This window comes from Variovorax sp. JS1663 (genome assembly GCF_002157355.1).
Taxonomy (GTDB): Bacteria; Pseudomonadota; Gammaproteobacteria; order Burkholderiales; family Burkholderiaceae_C; genus Variovorax.
The window spans coordinates 1-22846 of the sequence record NZ_LYMK01000059.1 but is presented as its reverse complement, the minus strand read 5'-3'; the positions used below and the strand labels follow the sequence as shown (position 1 = coordinate 22846).

Sequence of the window (22846 nt, the reverse complement as noted above, 5' to 3'; positions counted from 1 at the left end):
GTCGACCCGTGGTCTACAGAAATCGTTCCAGCAGCTTGCGCGACGCCCGATCCAGCGCCTTCGCATCCGGAATGCGGAACTGCACCCCGTGCGCGCTGGCGATCAGCAGCGCGCCGCCTTCGAGCCGGCGGATGTCCTCCTCGGCCTTGAGCACGAACTGGGTCTCGCCGCGGTCGGTGCTCACGGTCCAGGTGCTGGGCACGCCGAAGCTGTAGACCTTGTGCAGGGCCAGCAGCGTGGGCGCGAAGTCACGCGCGGCCAGGTCCTCGGCCAGCATCGCGCGCATCGGCTCGGGCAGGTCGGCCACGCGGTCGATCCACAGCAGCTCGCGACCCTCGCTGCCCACCAGCGACAGGCCCTCGCCCGGCGCGCTCAGCGGGAAGGCGCGCACCGGCACCACGCCGGCATGACGCACGCCCTCGGCATCGATCAGCACCAGTCGTCCGAAGGCATCGCGCTCGAGTTGGAAAGAAGCGCTCATGCGTCCCCCGCCGGATGTGCCGCATGCCCGCCCAGCGCCAGCGCAACGCCGGTGCGCTCGGCGACGGAGCCGGGGCTCTCGTCGTCGGCCTGGCGCAGCTGCGCCTGGTAGAGCCGCCAGTAGGCGCCCTGCTTCTCCATCAGGGCGTCGTGCGGTCCGACCTCGACGATCTCGCCGCGGTCCATCACCACCAGCCGGTCGGCCTTGCGCAGGGTCGACAGCCGGTGCGCGATGGCGATGGTGGTGCGGCCCTGCACCAGGTTGTCCAGCGCCTTCTGGATCTCCTTCTCGGTCTCGGTGTCCACCGCCGAGGTGGCCTCGTCGAGGATCAGGATGCGCGGGTCGATCAGCAGCGCGCGGGCGATGCTGATGCGCTGCCGCTCCCCGCCCGACAGGCCCTGCCCGCGCTCGCCCACCAGCGAGTCGTAGCCGTGCGGCAGCCGCAGGATGAAGTCGTGCGCATGCGCCGCCCGTGCCGCTGCAACGATCTCCTCGCGCGTCGCGTCGGGCTTGCCGTAGGCGATGTTCTGCGCGATGGTGCCGAAGAACAGGAAGGGCTCCTGCAGCACCAGCCCCACGTGGCGCCGGTAGTCGGCCACCGCGAAGCGGCGGATGTCGGTGCCGTCGACCAGGATGGCACCATCGGTCACGTCGTAGAAGCGGCAGATCAGGTTGACCAGCGTGCTCTTGCCGGAGCCGCTGTGGCCCACCAGGCCGATCATCTCGCCAGGCTCGATCGTGAGGTCGAGGTCGCGGATGACGGCGCGGCTGCCGTAGCGGAAGCCCACGTCGCGCATCTGGATGAGACCCTGGACGCGTTCCACCCGCACCGGGTCGGCCGGCTCGGGCACGTTGCTCACATGGTCGAGGATGTCGAAGATGCGCTTGGCCCCGGCCGCCGCCTTCTGCGTGACCGAGACGATGCGGCTCATCGAATCCATGCGCGTGTAGAAACGCCCGATGTAGGCGATGAAGGCCGTCAGCACGCCGACCGTGATGCTGTGCCGCGCCACCTGCCAGATGCCGAAGGCCCAGACCACCAGCAGGCCGATCTCGGTCAGCAGCGAGACGCTGGGCGTGAACAGCGACCAGGTCCGGTTGAGCTTGTCGTTGACCTGGAGGTTGTACATGTTGGCGGCGCGGAAGCGCCCGGCCTCGCGCTTCTCCTGGGCGAAGGCCTTGACCACGCGGATCCCTGGGATGGTGTCGGCCAGCACATTCGTGACCTCGCTCCAGACCCGGTCGATCTTCTCGAAGCCGGTACGCAGCCGGTCGCGCACGACGTGGATCATCCAGGCGATGAAGGGCAGCGGCACCAGGGTGACGACCGCCAGCAGCGGGTTGATCGAGATCAGGATGACCGCGGTCATCGCGATCATCAGCACGTCGGTCAGGAAATCGAGGGCGTGCAGCGAGAGGAAGACGTTGATGCGATCGGTCTCCGAGCCGATGCGCGCCATCAGGTCGCCCGTGCGCTTGCCGCCGAAGTAGTCCAGCGGCAGGGTCAGCAGGTGCTCGTAGGTGGTGGTGCGCAGGTCGGCGCCGATGCGCTCGGACACCAGCGCGAGGAGATAGGTGCGGGCCCAGCCCAGGCCCCAGCCGGCGAGCGCGGCCGCCAGCAGCAGGCACAGGTACATCGCCACCTTGCCGACCGCGATCTGCTGGCCGTTCTGGAACGGGATCAGCACGTCGTCCATCAGCGGAATGGTCAGGTAGGGCGGCACCAACGTTGCGCCGGTGGAGGCCAGCGTCAGCAGGAAGCCGATGAGCAGCTGCTTGCGGTAGGGCCGGGCGAAGCGGCCCAGACGCAGCAGCACCCAGGTGGAGGGCGGGGTCTGGAGCTCGGGCTCGGACAGCCCGTCGTCAGGCTCCACTTCTGTCACCTGCGCGACACCGGCGGCCTGCTGGTCGAACAGCTTCTGCAGCCGCAGGGCCGCGGCCTGGTGCGCCAGGGTGTAACGCCAGCGCGCGAGGCGGCCGGCGCCGTCGCACAGGTCCAGGGTGCCGAGGCCGGCGTGGTCGGCGAATTGCAGCTCCAGGCCCGGATGGGCCAGCGGCCACTCGACCCAGCCGCCCTGGGCATCCCGGGCCAGCAGACGCCGGTCGGTCAGTGCCAGAAGCCCGGACTTAAACCGAAGTTCGCTATCGAGGTCAACCGGCACCGTCGCGAGAACGTTTTCCGCGGCTCGAAGCCGGCTTTTCAGGGCGGCTGAGGCCTCCTCTTCAACGCCCTCCGGGGCCCCGACTGGATCGTGATGTTGCATTGTGTTTCTGTGTCTCTGGCCCGCCCAGGGCCGCCTCACTGGAGTACCTTCGCCTTCGGCTACGGTATTCGCCTTCGGACCGGCCGTGCGGCTCATGGCACCCGCCGGGCGCCGATTCTGACCGATGGCCATGGGCGCGCTTGAAGGCGCCGCCGTGCTCGGCCAAAGCACAACGAACGTTCCCATGACCCGTTTCGACGACATCCGCCTGCTGCGCATCAACTATCTGCGGGGTCCGAGCATCTGGACCTACCGGCCCGTGCTGGAGGTCTGGCTCGATCTGGGCCGGCTCGAGGAATACCCCTCCAACAAGATCCCTGGCTTCGCCGACCGCCTCACGGCCCTGCTGCCGGCGCTGATCGAGCACCACTGCGGCGTGGGCGAGCGCGGCGGCTTCATCCAGCGCCTGGTCGAGGGCACCTGGTCGGGCCACGTGCTGGAGCACGTGGTGATCGAGCTGCTCAACCTCGCCGGCATGGCGACCGGCTTCGGGCAAACCCGCGAAACCTCGGTGTCCGGCATCTACCGGATGGTGTTCCGCTCGCGCGACGAAGAGGTCGCCCGGGTGGCGCTGTCCGAGGGCCTGCGCCTCATGATGGCAGCCATCAACGACGACCCGGTCGGCCCGCAGGACGTGCAGAAGGCCATCGAGCTGATCAAGGACAAGGTCGACGACTGCTACCTCGGCCCGAGCACCGAGGCGATCGTCAACGCCGCGATCGACCGCGACATCCCCTACATGCGCCTGAACAGCGGCAACCTGGTGCAGATGGGCTACGGCGCCCACCAGCAGCGCATCTGGACCGCCGAGACCGACTACACCAGCGCCATCGGCGAATCGATCGCCAGCGACAAGCCGCTCACCAAGTCCCTGCTGGCGGGTTGCGGCATTCCGGTGCCGCAGGGCCAGGCGGTCGCCAGCCCGGCCGAGGCCTGGGAAGCCGCCGAGGAGCTGGGCGTGCCCGTGGTGGTGAAGCCCTCCGACGGCAACCATGGCCGCGGCGTGATCCTGGACCTGACCCGGCGCGAGGACATCGAGGTCGCCTATGGCGTGGCCGAGCGCCACGGCAGCGAGGTGCTGGTCGAGCGCTACATCCGCGGCGAAGAGCACCGCCTCCTCGTGGTCGGCGGCCAGATGGTGGCCGCCGCGCGCGGCGAGACCGTGTGGATCACCGGCGACGGCCGCTCCGACGTCCGCGCCCTGATCGAGAGCCAGATCAACAGCGACCCCCGTCGCGGCGACACAGAAGATTTCCCCCTCTCCCGCCTGGGCGCGCGCGACGGCGCCATCCTGTCCGACCTGCACCGCCAGGGCCTGGAGCCCGAATCCGTTCCCGAGGCCGGCCAACGCGTGCTGATCCAGCGCAACGGCAACGTCGCCATCGACTGCACCGACACCGTCCATCCCGAGGTCGCCCGCATGGTGGAGCTGGCCGCGCGCGTGGTCGGCCTCGACATCGCGGGCATCGACCTGGTGTGCGAGGACATCTCCCGGCCGCTGGGCCCGCAGGGCGGCGCGATCGTCGAGGTGAATGCCGGCCCCGGCCTGCTGATGCACCTGAAGCCGGCCGTCGGCTCGCCCCGCCCCGTCGGCCGCGCCATCTGCGACCACCTCTTCCCTGGCGACACCCAGGGCCGCATCCCGGTGGTGGGCGTGGCGGGCTCTCAGGATCCTCACGTGATCGCACGCCTCGTGGCCTGGCTGATCGGCCTCTCCGGCCGCTACACGGGCCTCGCCTGCGGCGACGGCCTGTTCCTGGAGCGCCGGCGCGTCGACGCACGCCCCAGCGCCAGCTGGGATGCCGGCCGCCGGCTGCTGATGAACCGCGCGGTGCAGGCCGTGGTGATCGAGAACGGCGCCGAGACCATCCTGCGCGACGGCCTCGCCTACGACCGCTGCCAGGTCGGCATCGTGACCGACCTCGACGGCGCCGAATCGCTCGCCGACTTCGACATCTTCGAGAGCGACCAGATGGTGCGCGTGCTGCGCACCCAGGTCGACGTGGTGCTGCCCGAGGGCACCGCCGTGCTCAACGCCGCGGATCCACGCGTGGCCGCCCTGGCGCAGCTGTGCGATGGTGACGTGATCCTCTACAGCGTCGACCCGCAGGCCGAGGCGCTCGCCGCCCACCAGGCCGCCGGCGGCAAGGCCGTGATCGTGCGGCAGGACCGCGTGGTGCTGGCCAACGGCACCAGCGAATCCTTCCTGCCGGGCCTGGGCCGCCTCACCATCTGGCGCGCCACCCACGCCGGCGTCAGCCTCGGCAGCCTGCTGGCAGCGGTCGCGACCGGCTGGGCAATGGGCATCCCGCTGAGCCTGATCGGCGCTGGCGCCGAGGCCTTCGAGGCCGACCTGCAGGCCGCCCTCGCCTCGCTGCAGCTGTCCCAACAAACCCTTCTTTCGCCGGAGCAACAACTGGCCTGACCGGCAGGCCCGGATCCGGGCCTCTCGGCGGCGCCCTGCCCCTCTTCATCATGGAAGTTCAACGCGTCCGTGCCCTGCGTGGGCCCAATCTGTGGAGCCGTCACACCTGCATCGAGGCCATCGTGGTCTGCACGGGTGACGAGAACGCCGTCGAGCGGCTGCCCGGCTTCGAGGCCCGGCTGCGCGCTCTGTTCCCCACCATCGGCGAGCTCCACCCCGTCGTGCTCGGCCAGCCGCTGGCACTGGCGCACGTGCTCGAGAATGCCGCGGTGGCGCTGCAGGCGCAGGCCGGCTGCGCCGTCAACATCGGCCACACCGCGCGCACCATGGAGGAAGGCGTCTACCAGGTCACCTTCCAGTACACGGAAGAAGCCGTCGGCCGACGCGCGCTCGAACTGGCCGAGCAGCTGATCGCCGCCGCACAGAACGGGACCGCCTTCGACGCCACAGCCGCCATCACCGAGCTGCGCGACATGGACGAGGACGAGCGCCTGGGCCCGAGCACCGGCTCCATCGTCGATGCAGCCGTCGCCCGCGGCATCCCCTTCCGCCGCCTCACCAGCGGCAGCCTGGTGCAGTTCGGCTGGGGCTCGAAGCAGCGCCGCATCCAGGCCGCCGAGGTCGACAGCACCAGCGGCGTGGCCGAGTCGATCGCGCAGGACAAGGAACTCACCAAGCAGTTGCTCAATGCCGCCGGCGTGCCGGTGCCGCTGGGCCGCCCCGTCAGCAGCGTGGAGGACGGCTGGGCCGCCGCGCAGGAGATCGGCCTGCCGGTGGTCGTGAAGCCGCAGGACGGCAACCAGGGCAAGGGCGTCACCGTCAACATCGTCACCCGCGAGCAGCTCGCCGCCGCCTACGATTCGGCCGCCGCCTACGGCGAGGTGATGGTCGAGAAATTCCTGCCCGGCTTCGACTTCCGCCTGCTGGTGGTGGGCGACAGGCTGGTCGCCGCCGCGCGACGCGACCCGCCCCAGGTGATCGGCGACGGCAGGCAGACCGTTCGCCAGCTGGTGGAGCTGGTCAACCAGGACCCGCGCCGCGGCGAAGGCCACGCCACCTCGTTGACCAAGATCCGCCTGGACGACATCGCCGTCGGCCGCCTCGAGGCGCAGGGCCTCGCGCCCGACAGCGTACCCGCGCTGGGCCAGCGGGTGGTGCTGCGCAACAACGCCAACCTCTCGACCGGCGGCACCGCGACCGACGTGACCGACACCGTGCACCCCGAGGTCGCGGCCCGCGCCGTCGATGCGGCGCAGATGGTCGGCCTGCACATCTGCGGCGTCGACATGGTCTGCGAGAACGTCGTGCGTCCGCTGGAAGAGCAGCACGGCGGCGTGGTCGAGGTGAATGCCGCGCCGGGCTTGCGCATGCACATCTCGCCCTCCTTCGGCCGCGGCCGTCCGGTCGGCGAGGCGGTGATGGACACCCTCTTCGCCGACGGCGACGACGGCCGCATCCCGGTGGTCGCGGTCACCGGCACCAACGGCAAGACCACCACTGCGCGCCTGATCAACCACCTGCTCGCCGGCAGCGGCCTGCGTACCGGCATGACCAACACCGACGGCGTGTACGTCGATGGCCGCCAGACCGACAGCGGCGACTGCAGCGGCCCCAAGAGCGCGCGCAACGTGCTGATGCATCCGGACGTCGACGCGGCAGTGTTCGAGGTGGCGCGCGGCGGCATCCTGCGCGAGGGCCTGGGCTTCGACCGCTGCCAGGTGGCGGTGGTCACCAACATCGGCAGCGGCGACCACCTGGGCCTGAACTACATCACCACCGTGGAAGACCTGGCGGTGCTCAAGCGCGTGATCGTGCGCAACGTCGCGCCGCACGGTTACGCGGTGCTCAACGCGGCCGACCACAACGTGGCCGCCATGTCCGCCACCTGCCCCGGCGGCGTGATCTTCTTCGCCCGCGACCGCCAGCACCCCGTGATGGCCACGCACCGCGCCCAGGGCAAGCGCACCGTCTTCGTCGACCAGGACGCCATCGTCGCGGCCGAGGGCTCATGGCGCGAGCGCATCCCGCTGCGCGACGTGCAACTCACGCGCAACGGCACCATCGGCTTCCAGGTGGACAACGTGATGGCCGCGGTGGCGGCCGCCTGGGCCGTGGGCCTGGACTGGGACAGCATCCGCAGCGGCCTGGCCAGCTTCAAGAGCGATCCCGGCGGCGTGCCGGGCCGCTTCAACGTCATGGACTACCGCGGCGCCACCGTGATCGCCGACTACGGCCACAACACCGACGCCATGCGCGCCCTGGTGGCGGCCGTCGACACCATGCCATCGAAGAAGCGCTCGGTCGTCATCAGCGGCGCCGGCGACCGGCGCGACAGCGACATCCGCGACCAGACCGCGATCCTGGGCGAAGCCTTCGACGACGTCATCCTCTACCAGGACGCCGCCCAGCGCGGCCGCGCCGACGGCGAGGTAATGGCGCTGCTGCGCCAGGGCCTCGAGGGCGCCAGCCGGACGCGCAGCATCGACGAGATCCGCGGCGAGTTCGTCGCCATCGACACCGCCCTGGCGCGCCTGCAGCCGGGCGACCTGTCCCTGATCCTGGTCGACCAGGTCGAGGAAGCGCTCGCTCACCTGGCCAAGCGCATCGCCGAAGCCTGAGCGCCCCGTTGCCGGGCTTGTTCCGGCACCCGTGCCGGAACTGTCCGACGTGAAGCTGCGGTGCCGGTGCCGTCCGGCCGGCCGCCCTGTCCCACAGTCCGGCCTCATGGGCCGGCCAACACTCCAGCACCGAGCGGCGCATCGTGCGCTGCCCGCCGAAAGGAGTGCCTTCATGAACAGCGCCATTCGTTCGAGCCTTGCCCTGGTCGCCGCGGCCTGCGGCCTCGTGCTGCCCGCCCTCTCGGCGGCCCAGGGCACCGACCCCATCTTCCTGCGCGAACGCGCCGTCTGCGACGGCATCCAGCAGGACCGCAGCGCCTGCCTGCGTGAAGCGGGCGCCGCACGCTTCGAAGCCAGCCGCGGCGGTTTGACCAGCGCCTCGCCCATGAACTACGAGCAGAACGCCCTCGCCCGCTGCGGCCTGCAGCCGCCGGCCGATCGGGCGGACTGCGAAGCGCGCGTCCGCGGCACCGGCATGACCTCCGTCGAAGGCAGCGTGCTGGGCGGAGGCGTCATCCGGGAGACCGTCACCCCCCTTCCGATGCCGATTCAGTGAGCCCGTCAAGAGAACACCTAAGACCTACACTGTCATCCGATTGTCACAAAACGCTCAGAAGGGCTGGCTATAGTTCCGGGCTTACTAGGAGGAACCCAGCCCATGAACGCCATCAAGGTCGCCCGTCGCTTCATCGAGACGGACCCGGCCAACGAATCGGCCCAGATCCTCGCGCGCCTGGTCCTCGCCCTGGAATCCGAGCGCAGCTTCGAACTCGTGAAGCTCTACGACCTGGACTACAAGAGCTTCCAGCTCGCCATGGACATCCTCAAGGAGTGGCGTCTCGATCGCTACTACGCGAGCAAGTCCAAGCTGTTCGACCTGTCGCTGCAGGTGAGTGAACTGCCGGGCGGCGCCTGATTCACGGGGCCGCCAGCTGGCGCTGTGACCGAATTCGAACTCAAGTTCCAGGTCGACCCGCAGCACCGGGCCGCCGTGGAAAGTGCGGTCGCTCGCGGCCGCTCCCGCAAGGAGCGCCTCCAGGCGCGCTACTACGACACCGCCGACGGTGCGCTCGCTGCGCGCCGCATCGTGCTGCGCATCCGCAGGGAAGGCCGCCGCTGGGTGCAGACGGCCAAGGCGCCGGGCGGCAACGCCCTGCACCGCCATGAACACAACGTCGAGATCCCCATCGTGCGGGCCAGCGAGACGCCGCTGCCGCGCCTGGACCGGCATGCCGGCACGCCGGTCGGCGAGCTGATCGCGCAGGCCCTGGAGGCCGCGGGCCAGACACCGGCCGAGGCCCTCCTCGTGCCGCTCTATGGCACCGACATCCGCCGCACCAGCCGCGAGATGCGCACCGGCGATGCCCGGGTCGAACTGGCCTTCGACCGCGGCGAGGTGCGCGCGGGCGAACACTCGCACCCCGTGTGCGAGCTCGAGATCGAACTCAAGAGCGGCAGCCCGCAATCGCTGCTGGAGCTCGCGCGCCGCTGGCGCATGCGCTATCCGCTGTGGCTGGATACGGTGTCCAAGGCCCAGCGCGGCGAGCGGCTGGCCCGTGGCGTCGTGCATGGCGAGGCGGTCAAGGCCGAAGCGCCCGCGCTCGGCAAGAAGGCGAGCGGCCCGGAGGTTTTCCGCGCGGTGATCGGCGCCTGCCTCGCCCAGATCCTGCCCAACGCCAGCGAGGTGGCGGCCGGCAGTCCGGACCCGGAGCATGTGCACCAGCTGCGCATCGGCATCCGCCGCCTGCGCACGGCGCTGCGCGAGATGGCGGATTTCGCTCCGGCCATCGATCCCGCCTGGGAGCCCGCACTGGTGAATGCCTTCCGTGCGCTGGGCCGCCAGCGCGACCGCGAGCATCTCGAGACAACGGTGCAGCCGCAGATCGAGGCGGTCGGCGGCCCGCCAGTGGACTGGCCGCCCTTGGCCGAAGCCGAGCCCGCGGCCGCGGACGTGGTGCGCGAACTCCCCTTCCAGCTGGTGCTGATCGGCCTCATCGCCGCATCGCTTCCCGAGGCGCAGGAGGCCCCGGAAGCGGCTGCCACGGAGCCGGCCGAACCGGCACGCAAGCCGTTGCGTGCGCGCCTGGCCAAGCTGCATCGCCAGGTCGTGCGCGATGGCCGCCACTTCGAAGCCCTGGAGCCCGAGGCCCAGCACCGTGTGCGCAAGCGCCTCAAGCGCCTGCGCTACCTGGGCGAATTCGTCGCACCGATGTTCGGGGAGGATGCGGCCGGCCGTTACCTGAAGGCGCTCAAGCCGGCCCAGGACGCGCTGGGCACGCACAACGACGCGGCCGTGGCCATCGACGCCTACCGCGAGGCGGCCGGACAGGACGGCCGCGCCTGGTTTGCGGTCGGCTGGCTGGCCGCGCGCCAGCCGCAGAGCGCGCAGGAATGCCGCGCCGCGCTGGACGAGGTGGCGCAGGCGCGCCGCTTCTGGAAGTCCTAGGCGCCCAGGCCAGCCGCGACTGCGCCCCGGGCGCGCCGCGCCGCCCCCGGCGGCATCCCGATGTAGCGCTTGAAGGAACGGCTGAAGGCGGCCTCCGACTGGTAGCCCAACTGGCCCGCCAGCTCGGCCGGCCGCACGTTTTTCTCCTGCATCAAGGTCAGCGCCACGTGCATGCGCCAGCGCGCCACGTACTGCATCGCCGGCTCGCCGACCAGCGCGGTGAAGCGGGCTGCGAAGGCCGAACGCGACATCGCGACCTCCGCCGCCAGCGAAGCCACCGTCCAGGGCCGCGCCGGCTCGCGATGGATCAGCGTGATCGCGCGTCCGATCTGCCGGTCCTGCAGCGCGCCGAGCCAGCCCTTGCGCGCCGCCGGATCGCGGGCCATCCAGGCGCGGATCGCCTGGATCACCAGCACGTCGGCCAGCCGGGTGATGACCGTCTCGCCGCCAGGCTGCATGGCGCGCGCCTCGGCCGCCATGAAGCGCAGCGTGCTGGCCATCCATTCGGCCTGGGGCGAATCCACCGCGTCCATGCGGATCACCGGCGGCAGCAGCTGCACCAGCCGGTGCGCCGCCGGGTGGTCGAAGCGCACCGCGCCGCAGATCAGGCCCGTCGCCGCGCCGCCGCCGCCGTGGCGCAGCACCTCGTAGCGCTCGCTCAGCATCTCGCGCGGCAGGTCGAACAGCCCCGCCGCCGCCTCGCCCGGCCCGCTCACCAGCCGGTGGCCGGCGCCGTGCGGGACCAGCGCGAAATCCCCCGGCGCCAGGCGCTGCGGCTCCACGCCCTCCACCTCCAGCCAGCAGGGCCCCGAGGTCACCATGTGGAACATCAGGCAGCCTTCGATGGGCGGCATGGCCACGCCCCAGGGCGCGCTGAACTCGGAGCGGCAATAGAAGACGCCGTTCATGCGCAGGAAATGCAAGGCCTCGCCCAGCGGGTCCATCACGGGAACGAAGGCATCGGCGATCTGCATGGGGCCAGTATGGATGGAACAGCAGCCATCGTCCAGATTCATTGGACGAATGAGCATGAAATGACGATTTCAGAACATTGATCAACCATGCCGCGGCAACGATAGTGGACGCCATGTTCAACCCCTCCCTCGGAGCACCCACCATGAGCAGCACCACCGCCCCCCTCTTCACCATCATGGGCGCCACCGGCCACACCGGCGGCAAGATCGCCCGCCGCCTGCTGGCCGCCGGCGCCCGCATCCGCGCCATCGGCCGCAACCCGGACAAGCTCGCCGAACTGGCACGGCCCGGCGCTGAAGTGCGGGCCGGCGACAGCCGCGACTCCGCCTTCCTGGCCGAAGCCTTCCGCGGTGCCGATGGCGCCTACACCCTGCTCGCCACCGACCGCCAGGCGCCCGACTACGCGGCCCGGCAGCACGAGGAAGGCGAAGCCATCGCCAGCGCCCTGCGCCAAAGCGGCCTGCGCCGCGTGGTCGCGCTCAGCAGCCTCGGCGCCGACCTGCCCTCGGGCACCGGCGTGATCGTCGGCCTGCACGCGCAGGAAGAGCGCCTCAAGGCCATCGACGGCATCGACCTGCTGCTGCTGCGCCCGGTCTCCTTCTTCGAGAACTTCTACGACGCGCTCGGCATGGTCAAGGAGGCCGGCGTGCTCGCCGACGCCGTCGCGCCCGAGCTCCCCACGCCGATGATCGCGGCCGACGACATCGCCGAGGTCGCCGCGAGCGCCCTGCTCGCTCGCGACTGGCGCGGCGTCGCCGTGCGCGAACTGCTGGGCCAGCGCGATCTGAGCCACGCCGAGGTCGCGCAGCTGCTGGGCCAGGCCATCGGCCGGCCCGATCTGCCCTACGTGCAGCTCAGCGAAGCCCGGTTGGGCGAGGCACTGATCGGCGCCGGCCTCTCACCCAGCTTCGTCGCGCTCTACCTCGAGATGACTCGCGCCTTCAACACCGACCGCATCGGCGTGCAGGGCCGGCGCAACGCCGGCAACACCACGGCCACCCGCTTCGAGGACTTCGTGCCGGCGCTCGCCGAGGCCTATCGCGCCATGTAGTCAGCGCCCCTGCCGGCACCCGGCCCTGCTTGCGCCCGGCGCAAGATGCGTCGCTGTCCGACAGGCTGTGTCGCGGGCATGGTCATTGCGGCGCCGCACCATGTCTCTAAAAAGAGCTGTTCACCCAGGCCATGACGCACATATGCTGCCAGGGCCCTGAAGCCAAGAACGCCAAGAAAGCCCGCTGTGCCTCAGACCACCGCTCCGTTCACCGCCCAGGATCGCTACTTTTTCAGCGAGGGCACCCACGCACGCCTGTACGACCAGCTCGGCTGCCACCCGCTCCCGGGCGGCGGCGCCCGATTCGCGGTCTGGGCGCCGAATGCCGAATCGGTCTCCGTCGTCGGCGACTGGAACGGTTGGAATGCCGAAGCCCACCCCCTTCGGCACGAAGACACCGGCATCTGGACCGGCAGTGTCAGCGAGGCCCTGCCGGGCCAAGCCTACAAATACCGCATCCGCTCGCGCCACGGCGACTACCAGGTCGACAAGGCCGACCCCTTCGCCTTCTTCTGCGAACACCCGCCCGACACCGCCTCGCGCATCTGGCCCCTCGACTACGACTGGCAGGACAGCGACTGGATGGCCACGCGCGGCCCGCGCAACGCGCTGGACGCGCCCCTGTCCATCTACGAAGTCCATGCAGGCTCCTGGCGGCGCCGCGACGGCAACTTCCTGAACTACCGCGAGCTCGCGCCCCTCCTGGCCGACTACGTGCTCGAGATGGGCTTCACCCACGTGGAGTTGATGCCCATCACCGAGCATCCCTTCTACGGCTCCTGGGGCTACCAGACCACCGGCTACTTCGCGCCCTCCGCGCGCTACGGCACGCCGCAGGACTTCATGTTCTTCGTCGACCACCTGCACCAGCGCGGCATCGGCGTGCTGCTGGACTGGGTGCCCTCGCACTTCCCCACCGACGAGCACGGCCTGGGCTACTTCGACGGCACGCATCTCTACGAGCATGCCGATCCGAAGCAAGGCTTCCATCCCGACTGGAAGTCCAGCATCTTCAACTACGGCCGCCACGAGGTGCGCAGCTTCCTGATCTCCTCGGCGCTGTTCTGGCTGGAGAAGTACCACCTCGACGGCCTGCGCGTGGATGCGGTGGCCTCCATGCTCTACCTCGACTACGGCCGCTCGCACGGCGAGTGGATTCCCAACCGCCACGGCGGCCGCGAGAACCTGGAGGCCATCGAGTTCCTGCAGAACCTCAACCGCGCGGTGTACCGCGAGCACCCCGACACGCTCACCGTGGCCGAGGAGTCCACTGCCTGGCCGCGCGTCTCGCGCCCCACCGACATGGACGGCCTGGGCTTCGGCATGAAGTGGAACATGGGCTGGATGCACGACAGCCTGGCCTACATGCACCAGGACCCGGTGCACCGCCGCTACCACCACCATCAGCTGACCTTCTCGCTGGTCTACGCCTTCAGCGAGAACTTCGTGCTGCCGCTCTCGCACGACGAGGTGGTCTACGGCAAGGGCTCGCTGGTCAACAAGATGCCGGGCGACAACTGGCAGCAGTTCGCCAACCTGCGCGCCCTGTTCGGCTACATGTGGGGCCACCCGGGCAAGAAGCTGGTCTTCATGGGCGGCGAGTTCGGCCAGCGCCGTGAATGGACGCACGACGGCGAACTCGAATGGTGGGTCGCCGCGCTCGAAGGCCATGCGGGGCTGCAGCGCTTCGTGGCCCAGCTCAATCGCGTCTACCGGGCCACGCCGGCCCTGCACCAGCTCGACTTCTCCGCAGAAGGCTTCGAATGGATCGCTGCCGACGATGCCGAGCGCAGCGTGTTCGCCTTCCTGCGCAAGCCGCGCAAGGACGCCGGCCCGCCGGTGCTGGTGGTGTGCAACATGACGCCGGTACCGCGCAACAACTACTTGCTGGGCGTGCCGGCCGGCGGCCGCTGGCGCGAGTTGATCAACAGCGATGCCAGCGAGTTCGGCGGCGCGAGCTGGGGCAACTTCGGCGGCGTCGAGGCCGCGCCGGTGCGCGCGCACGGACGCATGCAGTCGCTGTGCCTCACGCTGCCCCCGCTCTCCACCCTGCTCCTGGAGCACACGCCCCATGCCTAGGAAAAACAACGCGCCCGCCACCCCGAAGATCCAGCGCGCCGACGGCGAGGACGGCCGCGTGCGCGCCGTCATCGATGCCGTGCTGCCCAACGTGGACAACGGCCGCTTCCCCGTCAAGCGCGTCGCCGGCGAAACCTTGCGCGTGCAGGCCCACTGCTTCGCCGACGGCCACGACGTGCTGCGGGTGATGCTGCGCTGGCGCGCCGAGGCCGATCCGGACTGGGCCGAGCTGCCGATGAAGCTGTTGGGCAACGACGTGTGGGAGGCCGCGTTCGCACCGCCTGCGATCGGCCGCTACCGCTACACCGTGAGCGCCTGGGTCGACGCCTTCGCCTCCTGGCGCCACGACATGGCGCGCCGCGTCGAGCCGGAGGACATCCGCATCGCCTCGCAGGTCGGCGCCCAGGAGATCGCCGCCGCCGCGCAGCGCGCCGAGGGCAGCGAGCGCCAGGCCTTGGAGCGCTGGAGCCGCGAACTGCAGTCCTCCGCGACCGAAGGCCACATGGACGCGACCGCACTGAAGGCCCTCGCCCTCGACGAAGGCCTCGCCGCGCTGGCCGAGCGTCATCCCGACCGCAGCCTCGCCACCCACCACACCATGGAGCTGTCCCTGGTGGCCGACCGGGAACGTGCGCGCTTCAGCACCTGGTACGAACTCTTCCCGCGCTCCACCGCTCCGGAAGGCGGCCGCCATGGCACGCTGAAGGACGTGGAGACCCGCCTGCCCGCCATCGCGGCCATGGGCTTCGATGTGCTGTACTTCCCGCCCATCCATCCCATCGGCCGCATCCAGCGCAAGGGAAAAAACAACACGCTCACCCCGACGGCGGATGACGTCGGCAGCCCCTGGGCCATCGGCGCGGAGGAAGGCGGCCACAAGTCCATCCTCCCCGAGCTCGGCACGGCCGAGGACTTCCGCCGCCTGCGCGAGGCGGCCGAGCGGCACGGCCTCGAGCTCGCGCTGGACATCGCCTTCCAGTGCGCGCCCGACCACCCCTACGTCAAGGCCCATCCGGCCTGGTTCCGCTGGCGCCCCGACGGCACCGTGCAGTACGCCGAGAACCCGCCCAAGAAGTACCAGGACATCTACCCCTTCAACTTCGAGACCGAGGACTGGCAGGCGCTGTGGATCGAACTCAAGAGCGTGTTCGAACACTGGATCGGCGAGGGCGTGAAGATCTTCCGCGTCGACAACCCGCACACCAAGGCCTTCCCCTTCTGGGAATGGGCCATCACCGAGCTCAAGCGTGCGCACCCCGAGGTGCTGTTCCTGGCCGAGGCCTTCACCCGGCCCAAGGTGATGCACCGGCTGGCCAAGCTCGGCTACTCGCAGTCCTACACCTACTTCACCTGGCGCAACACCAAGCAGGAGCTGACCGAGTACTTCACCGAGCTCTCGCAGGGCCTGGGCTGCGAGTACTTCCGCCCCAACGTCTGGCCCAACACGCCCGACATCCTGCATGCACGGCTGCAGGGCGGCGAGACCGCCGTCTTCATGACGCGCCTGGTGCTGGCCGGCACCCTGGCCGCGAGCTACGGCATCTACGGCCCCGCCTACGAGCTGCGCGAGCACCTGCCCCGCGAGCAGGGCAGCGAGGAGTACCTCGATTCCGAGAAGTACCAGCTTCGCCGCTGGAACCACGACGACCCGGAAAGCCTGGCGCCCTTCATCGCCCGCGTGAACCGCATCCGCCGCGACAACCCGGCCCTGCAGTGGGACCGCGACCTGCGCTTCTTCACCATCGACAACGACCAGCTCATCGCCTACGCCAAGCGCTCGCCGGAAGGCGACAACGTCGTGCTGTGCGTGGCGAACCTGGACCCCCACAACGTGCAGTCCGGCTGGCTCGAACTGGATCTGGGCTACCTCGGCTGTGCACCGGAGCACTCCTTCCAGGTGCATGATCTGCTGAGCAACCAGCGCTTCCTGTGGCAAGGCAGCCGGCACTTCATCCGGCTCGATCCGCACAGCGTCCCGGCGCACGTCTTCCTCGTGCGCCGCCGCTCGCGCGACGAGCGCGACTTCGACTACTTCCTGTGAGGGTCCCCGCATGAACGCCCCGGTCTCCCACCTGCTGCTCGAAACCGTCGAAATCGACAGCAGCGACGATCCGCAGTGGTACCGCGATGCGGTCATCTACCAGCTCAACGTCAAGGCCTTCTTCGATTCCAACAACGACGGGTACGGCGACTTCAAGGGCGTGACCGCCAAGCTCGACTACGTGAAGGAACTGGGCGTCAACACCATCTGGCTGATGCCCTTCTACCCCTCGCCGCTGCGCGACGACGGCTACGACATCGCCGGGTACGAGGACGTGCATCCGCAGTACGGCACGCTCGACGACTTCAAGGAGATGCTCGACGAGGCCCACAAGCGCGGCCTCAGGGTGATCACCGAGCTGGTCATCAACCACACCTCCAGCGACCACCCCTGGTTCCAGGCCGCCCGACGCGCACCGCCGGGCTCGCCCGAGCGCGACTTCTACGTCTGGAGCGACACCGACCAGCTCTACCAGGGCACGCGCATCATCTTCACCGACACCGAGACCTCCAACTGGACCTGGGACCCGGTGGCCAAGGCCTACTTCTGGCACCGCTTCTTCAGCCACCAGCCCGACCTCAACTTCGACAACCCGAAGGTGCTGGAGGCGGTGTTCAAGACCATGCGCTTCTGGCTGGACATGGGCGTGGACGGCTTCCGCCTCGACGCCATCCCCTACCTGGTCGAGCGCGACGGCACCAGCAACGAGAACCTGCCCGAGACCCACGCCGTCATCAAGAAGCTGCGCGCCGCCATCGACGCGCAGTACAAGAACCGCTTCCTGCTCGCCGAAGCCAACATGTGGCCCGAGGACGTGCGCGAGTACTTCGGCGACGGCGACGAATGCCACATGGCCTACCACTTCCCGCTGATGCCGCGCATGTACATGGCCATCGCGCAGGAAGACCGGCACCCCATCGTCGAGATCATCCAGCAGACTCCCGAGATCCCCGACACCTGCCAGTGGGCCATCTTCCTGCGCAACCACGACGAGCTCACGCTCGAAATGGTCACCAGCAAGGAACGCGACTACATGTACCTCATGTACGCGGCCGACATGCGCGCCCGCATCAACGTGGGCATCCGCCGCCGGCTCGCGCCGCTGATGGAGAACGACATCGACCGCGTGAAGCTGATGAACGCGATGCTGCTGTCCATGCCCGGCTCGCCCATCATCTACTACGGCGACGAGATCGGCATGGGCGACAACTTCTTCGTCGGCGACCGCAACGGCGTGCGCACGCCCATGCAATGGAGCCCCGACCGCAACGCGGGCTTCTCGCGCGCCGATCCGCAGCGCCTGTACCTGCAGCCGATCATGGACGCCATGTACGGCTTCGAGGCCCTCAACGTCGAGGCGCAGGCACGCGATGCCAGCTCGCTCCTGAACTGGACGCGCCGCATGCTCGCCGTGCGCAAGACCAGCCATGCCTTCGGCCGCGGCAAGCGCGTCTTCCTGCGCCCCGGCAACCGCAAGATCCTCGCCTACCTCAGCGAGTACGAGAACGACACCATCCTCACCGTCTTCAACCTCTCGCGCGCGGCGCAGCCGGTGGAACTGGACCTGTCCGAGCACAAGACGAAGATTCCCGTCGAGATGCTCGGCCGCACCTCCTTTCCGCCGATCGGCGAGCTGCCCTACCTGCTGACCCTGCCTTCCTATGGCTTCTACTGGTTCCGCCTCGCGCAGGACGCCGAGATGCCGAGCTGGCACCAGGAAGGTGTGGGCTTGCAGGACCGCCCCACCCTGGTGCTCTTCGACGGCTGGACCAGCTTCTTCCGCGACCGCGTGATGCCCTGGCGCATCGGCATGGCCGAGCGCATGGCCACGCAGTTCGAGACCGACACCCTGCCGCGCTTCATCGAATTCCAGCGCTGGTACGGCGCCAAGGGCTCGGCGGTGGCGCGCGCCCGCATGGTCGATCACGCGGTGTGGGACAGCAACGGCTACAGCTGGATGCTGCCGCTGGTCTCGCTCGACGGGCCGCCGGAAGACTCGACCTACTTCGTGCCGCTGGCCCTGGCCTGGGAAGACCATGACGAGGACCGCCTCAACCGCCTGACCCAGGCCGGCGTCGCCAAGGTGCGCCAGCAGGCCAACGTCGGCGTGATGGCGGACGCCTTCTACGACGAAGTCTTCTGCCGCGCCATGGTGCGCGCGGTGCGCGACGGCACGGAGCTCCCGGCGGCGCGCGGGCGCCTGCGCTTCACCCCGACCGACGCCTTCCGCGACGTCACGGCCGATCTGGACGCGCTGCCGGTACGCCGCCCCGGCGCACAGAGCAGCAACACCGTCGTGACCTTCGACGAGACCCTCTTCCTCAAGGCCTACCGCCGCGTGCGCGAGGGCGCGAACCCCGAGGTCGAGATGGGCCGCTTCCTCACCAGCGTGGCGCGCTTCCCGCACTGCGTGCCGGTGCTGGGCGCGCTCGAATACATCGGCGCGGACGGCCGCACCATGACGCTGGCGATGGTCCAGCGCTACGTCACCAACCAGGGCGACGGCTGGGTCTACACCCTCGGCTACCTGGAGCGCTTCCTGGAAGAGCTGCGCACCGCCGGCACGGGCGAAGCGCGCGCCGCCACGCCGGCCGAGGCCCACGGCGGCTTCATCGCCCTGATGGCCGTGCTGGGGCGGCGCACCGCCGAGCTCCACCTGGCGCTGGCGGGCAGCCGCGGCGACCCGGCCTTCGATCCCGAGCCGCTGATGTCGGAGGACGTCGAGGCCATGCGCGAGCATGCCCTCGCCGATGCGCAGGCCACGCTGGCGCAGCTGCGCGAGCGCATGCCGCATCTGCCGGCGCCGGCGCAGGACGATGCGCAGGCCCTGCTCGCCCGCCAGGAGCACTTGTTCGCGCGTGCACGCCAGGCCATGGCCAGCGGCCACGCGGGGCGCAAGACCCGCTACCACGGCGACTACCACCTGGGCCAGGTGCTGGTGAGCGACAACGACTTCGTGATCATCGACTTCGAGGGCGAACCCACCCGCAGCTTCGAGGAGCGCCGCGCCAAGAGCTCGCCGCTGCGCGACGTCGCCGGCATGCTGCGCTCCTTCAACTACGCGCGCTGGTCGGCGCTGCGGCGCGTGGCGCAGAACACCGACGAACTGCAGCGCCTGGACGGCCCGGCGCGCGAGTGGGAAGCGGTCACGCGCGAAGCCTTCCTCGGCGCCTACGCGAGCACGATGGCCGGGCCCGGGGCCGCGGCGCCCATCGACAAGCCGTTGCTGGAATTGTTCGAACTTGAAAAGGCGCTGTACGAGCTTCGCTACGAACTGAACAATCGCACCGACTGGGTCCAGGTCCCGCTGCAGGGCCTGCTGGCGCTCGGCGCCGCCACATCCTGACGAACGCGCGCCGCCAGCGGCGAGCCAACGGAGAGAAACCATGGAAAGCTTCGGAATCCACCTGGAGCCCTTGCGGGCCATCCTGTTCCAGATCGGCGCCTTCCTGCCGCGCCTGCTGATCGCGCTGGTGGTGGTGGTGGCCGGCTGGCTGCTCGCCAAGCTGGCGCGCTTCACCGTGGAGAAGGCGCTGCGCGCCATCAACTTCCCGGTGCTCACCGAGCGCGCGGGGCTCGACAACTTCCTGCGCCAGGGCGGCACCCTCGGCGACACCACCAACCTGTTCGGCCTGCTCGTGTACTGGCTGGTGATCCTCGCCACGCTGCTCATCGCCTTCAACGGCCTGGGCCTGACCTACATCACCGACCTGCTCACGCGGGTCGTGTGGTTCGTGCCCAATGTCTTCGTCGCGCTGCTGATCCTGGCCTTCGGCGCCTACTTCGCGCGCTTCGTCGGCGACACCGTCACCACCTACGGCCGCAACATCAAGCTGCAGGACGCGGTTTTCCTCGGCAAGCTGGCGCAGTACGCGATCCTCATCTTCGTGGTTCTGATCGCGCTCGACCAGATGAAGGTCGGCGGCGACATCGTGCGCGAGAGCTTCCTCGTCATCCTCGCCGGCGTGGTCTTCGCGCTGGCCCTGGCCTTCGGCCTGGGTGGCAAGGACTGGGCGGCCGAGCGCATCGAGTCGTGGTGGCCGCGCGAGCGCAAGGACCCGCTCGAACACATGGAGGAACGCAAGTTTCGTCGATGAAAACCAACGATCTGATCAGCGCCGTCTGGCCCGGCCGCCCCTACCCGCGCGGCGCCCATTGGGATGGAGAGGGCGTCAACTTCGCGCTCTTCTCGCAGCATGCGACCAAGGTCGAGCTGTGCATCTTCGACGAGAAGGGCCGCCACGAGCGCCACCGCATCACCCTGCGCGAGCGCACCGACGACGTGTGGCACTGCTACCTGCCCGAGGCCCGCCCCGGCCTGGCCTACGGCTACCGCGTGCACGGCCCCTACAAGCCGGAGGAAGGCCACCGCTTCAACCCGCACAAGCTCTTGATCGACCCTTACGCCAAGGACCTGGTCGGCCAGCTGCGCTGGGGCGATGCGCTCTACGGCTACACCGTCGGCAGCAAGCGCGAGGACCTCTCCTTCGACCGCCGCGACAGCGCCCCGCTGATGCCCAAGGGCCGCGTGCTCGAGCCGGCCTTCACCTGGGGCGACGACCGCCGGCCGCAGGTCTCGTGGCAGGACATGGTGATCTACGAGATGCACGTGCGCGGCTTCACCATGACGCATCCCGACGTGCCGCCCCAGCTGCGCGGCACCTATGCGGGCCTGGGCTGCGCGCCGGTCGTCGACTACCTGCGGCGCCTGGGCGTCACCACGGTCGAGCTGCTGCCGGTGCACAGCTTCATCAACGACCGCAACCTGGCCGAGCAGGGCCTGCAGAACTACTGGGGCTACAACACCCTGTGCTACTTCGCGCCCGAGATGCGCTACAGCGCCTCGCAGAAGGTCAAGGAATTCAAGACCATGGTGAAGACGCTGCACAGCGCCGGCATCGAGGTGATCCTGGACGTGGTCTACAACCACAGCTGCGAGGGCAACCAGATGGGCCCCACGCTGTCGATGCGCGGCGTCGACAACGCGAGCTACTACATCACCAGCGCCGACCGGCGGCGCTACTACGACGACTTCACCGGCTGCGGCAACACCGTGAACCTGGAGCATCCGCGCGCCCTGCAGCTGGTGATGGACTCGCTGCGCTACTGGGTCGAGGAGATGCACGTGGACGGCTTCCGCTTCGACCTCGCGGCCGCGCTGGCGCGCGAGTCGGGCAAGGTGGAGAACCTGGGCGGCTTCTTCGACGCGATCCGGCAGGACCCCACGCTCAACGGCGTGAAGCTGATCGCCGAGCCCTGGGACCTCGGCCACGGCGGCTACCGCGTGGGCAACTTTCCCTATGGCTTTGCCGAGTGGAACGACCGCTACCGCGACGGCGTGCGCGCCTACTGGAAGGGCGACGGCGGCACGCTGGGCGAGTTCGCGCAGCGGCTGACCGGCTCGCAGGACCTCTATGGCTGGTCCGGCCGCCATCCCAACTCCAGCATCAACTTCGTCACCGCGCACGACGGCTTCACGCTCAACGACCTGGTCTCCTACAACGAGAAGCACAACGAGGCCAACGGCGAAGACAACCGTGACGGCAACAACCACAACCTCTCGTGGAACTGCGGCGTCGAGGGGCCGACGGATGATCCGGCCATCCTCGCGCTTCGCGCGCGCCAGATGCGCAACCTGCTGGCGACGCTGCTGCTGTCGCAGGGCGTGCCCATGCTGCTGGCCGGCGACGAGCGCGGCCACACGCAGGGCGGCAACAACAACGTCTACTGCCAGGACAACGAGCGGGCCTGGCTGAGCTGGAGCGACGATGCCGAGCGCGAGGCGCTGACCACCTTCGTGCAGCGGGTGATCGCGCTGCGCCGCGCGCACCCCACCTTCCGCCGCCGCGGCTTCTTCGTCGGCCGGCCGCCGGAGGGCAGCGACATCAAGGACGTGTGCTGGCTTCGGCCCGACGGCCAGGAGATGACGCCCGAGGACTGGAACAACGGCGAGGCCCGTGCGCTGGCCATGCTGGTGTCCGGGCTCGGCATCACCGATTGCGGGCCACGCGGGGAGGTCGTGCGCGACGATGACTTCCTGCTGCTGTTCAGCGCGCATCACGACGACCTGGATTTCACGCTGCCTTCGGCCGGTGGTCCCTGGCATCTGCTGATCGACACGGCCACCGGGGCCTTGCCGCCGGATGAAGGGGAGACCCGCGCTGTCGCACTGCCGGCCTGGACGGAGCCGGTCTACCGGCTGCAGAGTCGGTCGTTCGTGCTGATGAGCCGCGCCGCGCGGGCGGCGGCGGCGGGAGCGTCCGCGGAGGCTGCGGCATGAGGCATCCGGTGGTCTTGCTCCCTCTCCCTCTGGGAGAGGGAGGGGGTGAGGGCAGCGGGCGTTTGTTTGTACATTGCGCTTGTTCCAAGGCAGGAGCCGGGAATTCGCCCCGGCGGGCGAGTCACTTTCTTTGCTTCGCCAAAGAAAGTAACCAAAGAAAGGCGACCCCACTGCGCGTGTCCCTCC

The 22846-nt window shown here is 69.5% G+C and carries 14 protein-coding genes; 11 read left to right on the top strand and 3 right to left on the bottom strand.

Annotated elements, in window-relative coordinates:
- Nucleotides 1-13: 13 nt before the first annotated feature.
- Together A8M77_RS31015 and A8M77_RS31010 are read right to left on the bottom strand one after the other, a co-directional pair.
- The gene (locus A8M77_RS31015) at nucleotides 14-481 is read right to left on the bottom strand and encodes a cyanophycin metabolism-associated DUF1854 family protein (protein WP_086925320.1); all 468 of its coding nucleotides are present in this window, start codon (nucleotides 479-481) and stop codon (nucleotides 14-16) included.
- The gene (locus A8M77_RS31010) at nucleotides 478-2745 is read right to left on the bottom strand and encodes a cyanophycin metabolism-associated ABC transporter (RefSeq protein ID WP_086925319.1); all 2268 of its coding nucleotides are present in this window, start codon (nucleotides 2743-2745) and stop codon (nucleotides 478-480) included. Before A8M77_RS31010 ends, A8M77_RS31015 begins: the two co-directional genes overlap by 4 nt.
- Nucleotides 2746-2929: 184 nt before the next feature.
- On the opposite strand from A8M77_RS31010, the gene A8M77_RS31005 reads away from it, so the two are divergent.
- The 5 genes from A8M77_RS31005 (at nucleotide 2930) to A8M77_RS30985 (ending at nucleotide 10234) form a co-directional block, all read left to right on the top strand.
- Complete coding sequence (locus tag A8M77_RS31005) at nucleotides 2930-5170, top strand: cyanophycin synthetase (RefSeq protein ID WP_238137035.1); 2241 nt, start codon at nucleotides 2930-2932, stop codon at nucleotides 5168-5170.
- 50 nt (nucleotides 5171-5220) lie between these two features.
- On the top strand, nucleotides 5221-7788 hold the full coding sequence (gene cphA, locus A8M77_RS31000) for a cyanophycin synthetase (RefSeq protein WP_086925318.1): 2568 nt from the start codon (nucleotides 5221-5223) through the stop codon (nucleotides 7786-7788).
- 172 nt (nucleotides 7789-7960) lie between these two features.
- Nucleotides 7961-8344 carry a hypothetical protein gene (locus tag A8M77_RS30995; RefSeq protein WP_086925317.1) on the top strand — a complete coding sequence of 128 codons (384 nt, stop codon included), beginning with the start codon at nucleotides 7961-7963 and terminating at the stop codon, nucleotides 8342-8344.
- 102 nt (nucleotides 8345-8446) lie between these two features.
- Nucleotides 8447-8704 carry a hypothetical protein gene (locus A8M77_RS30990; RefSeq protein ID WP_086925316.1) on the top strand — a complete coding sequence of 86 codons (258 nt, stop codon included), beginning with the start codon at nucleotides 8447-8449 and terminating at the stop codon, nucleotides 8702-8704.
- Between the two features lie 24 nt (nucleotides 8705-8728).
- Nucleotides 8729-10234 carry a CYTH and CHAD domain-containing protein gene (locus A8M77_RS30985; RefSeq protein ID WP_086925315.1) on the top strand — a complete coding sequence of 502 codons (1506 nt, stop codon included), beginning with the start codon at nucleotides 8729-8731 and terminating at the stop codon, nucleotides 10232-10234.
- Here the strand turns inward: A8M77_RS30985 and A8M77_RS30980 are convergent.
- Nucleotides 10231-11208 carry an AraC family transcriptional regulator gene (locus A8M77_RS30980; RefSeq protein WP_086925314.1) on the bottom strand — a complete coding sequence of 326 codons (978 nt, stop codon included), beginning with the start codon at nucleotides 11206-11208 and terminating at the stop codon, nucleotides 10231-10233. The two genes, A8M77_RS30985 and A8M77_RS30980, sit on opposite strands and share 4 nt — an antisense overlap.
- Before the next feature lie 143 nt (nucleotides 11209-11351).
- Here A8M77_RS30980 and A8M77_RS30975 point away from each other — a divergent pair, with 143 nt between their 5' ends.
- The 6 genes from A8M77_RS30975 (at nucleotide 11352) to glgX (ending at nucleotide 22660) form a co-directional block, all read left to right on the top strand.
- Nucleotides 11352-12260 (top strand): NmrA family NAD(P)-binding protein, encoded by a 909-nt coding sequence (locus A8M77_RS30975; protein WP_086925313.1) that lies wholly within the window; start codon nucleotides 11352-11354, stop codon nucleotides 12258-12260.
- Nucleotides 12261-12446: 186 nt separating this feature from the next.
- Nucleotides 12447-14339 (top strand): 1,4-alpha-glucan branching protein GlgB, encoded by a 1893-nt coding sequence (gene glgB, locus A8M77_RS30970; RefSeq protein ID WP_086925312.1) that lies wholly within the window; start codon nucleotides 12447-12449, stop codon nucleotides 14337-14339.
- Entirely contained in the window at nucleotides 14332-16380 is a 2049-nt protein-coding gene (locus A8M77_RS30965; RefSeq protein WP_086925311.1) for an alpha-1,4-glucan--maltose-1-phosphate maltosyltransferase, read from the top strand. The genes glgB and A8M77_RS30965 overlap by 8 nt, the downstream gene beginning before the upstream one ends.
- Before the next feature lie 10 nt (nucleotides 16381-16390).
- On the top strand, nucleotides 16391-19726 hold the full coding sequence (gene treS, locus A8M77_RS30960) for a maltose alpha-D-glucosyltransferase (RefSeq protein ID WP_086925310.1): 3336 nt from the start codon (nucleotides 16391-16393) through the stop codon (nucleotides 19724-19726).
- Nucleotides 19727-19766: 40 nt separating this feature from the next.
- The gene (locus A8M77_RS30955; protein WP_086925309.1) at nucleotides 19767-20477 is read left to right on the top strand and encodes a mechanosensitive ion channel family protein; all 711 of its coding nucleotides are present in this window, start codon (nucleotides 19767-19769) and stop codon (nucleotides 20475-20477) included.
- Nucleotides 20474-22660, top strand: coding sequence for a glycogen debranching protein GlgX (gene glgX / locus A8M77_RS30950; protein WP_086925308.1), 2187 nt, complete (start codon nucleotides 20474-20476; stop codon nucleotides 22658-22660). Before A8M77_RS30955 ends, glgX begins: the two co-directional genes overlap by 4 nt.
- Nucleotides 22661-22846 lie beyond the last annotated feature (186 nt).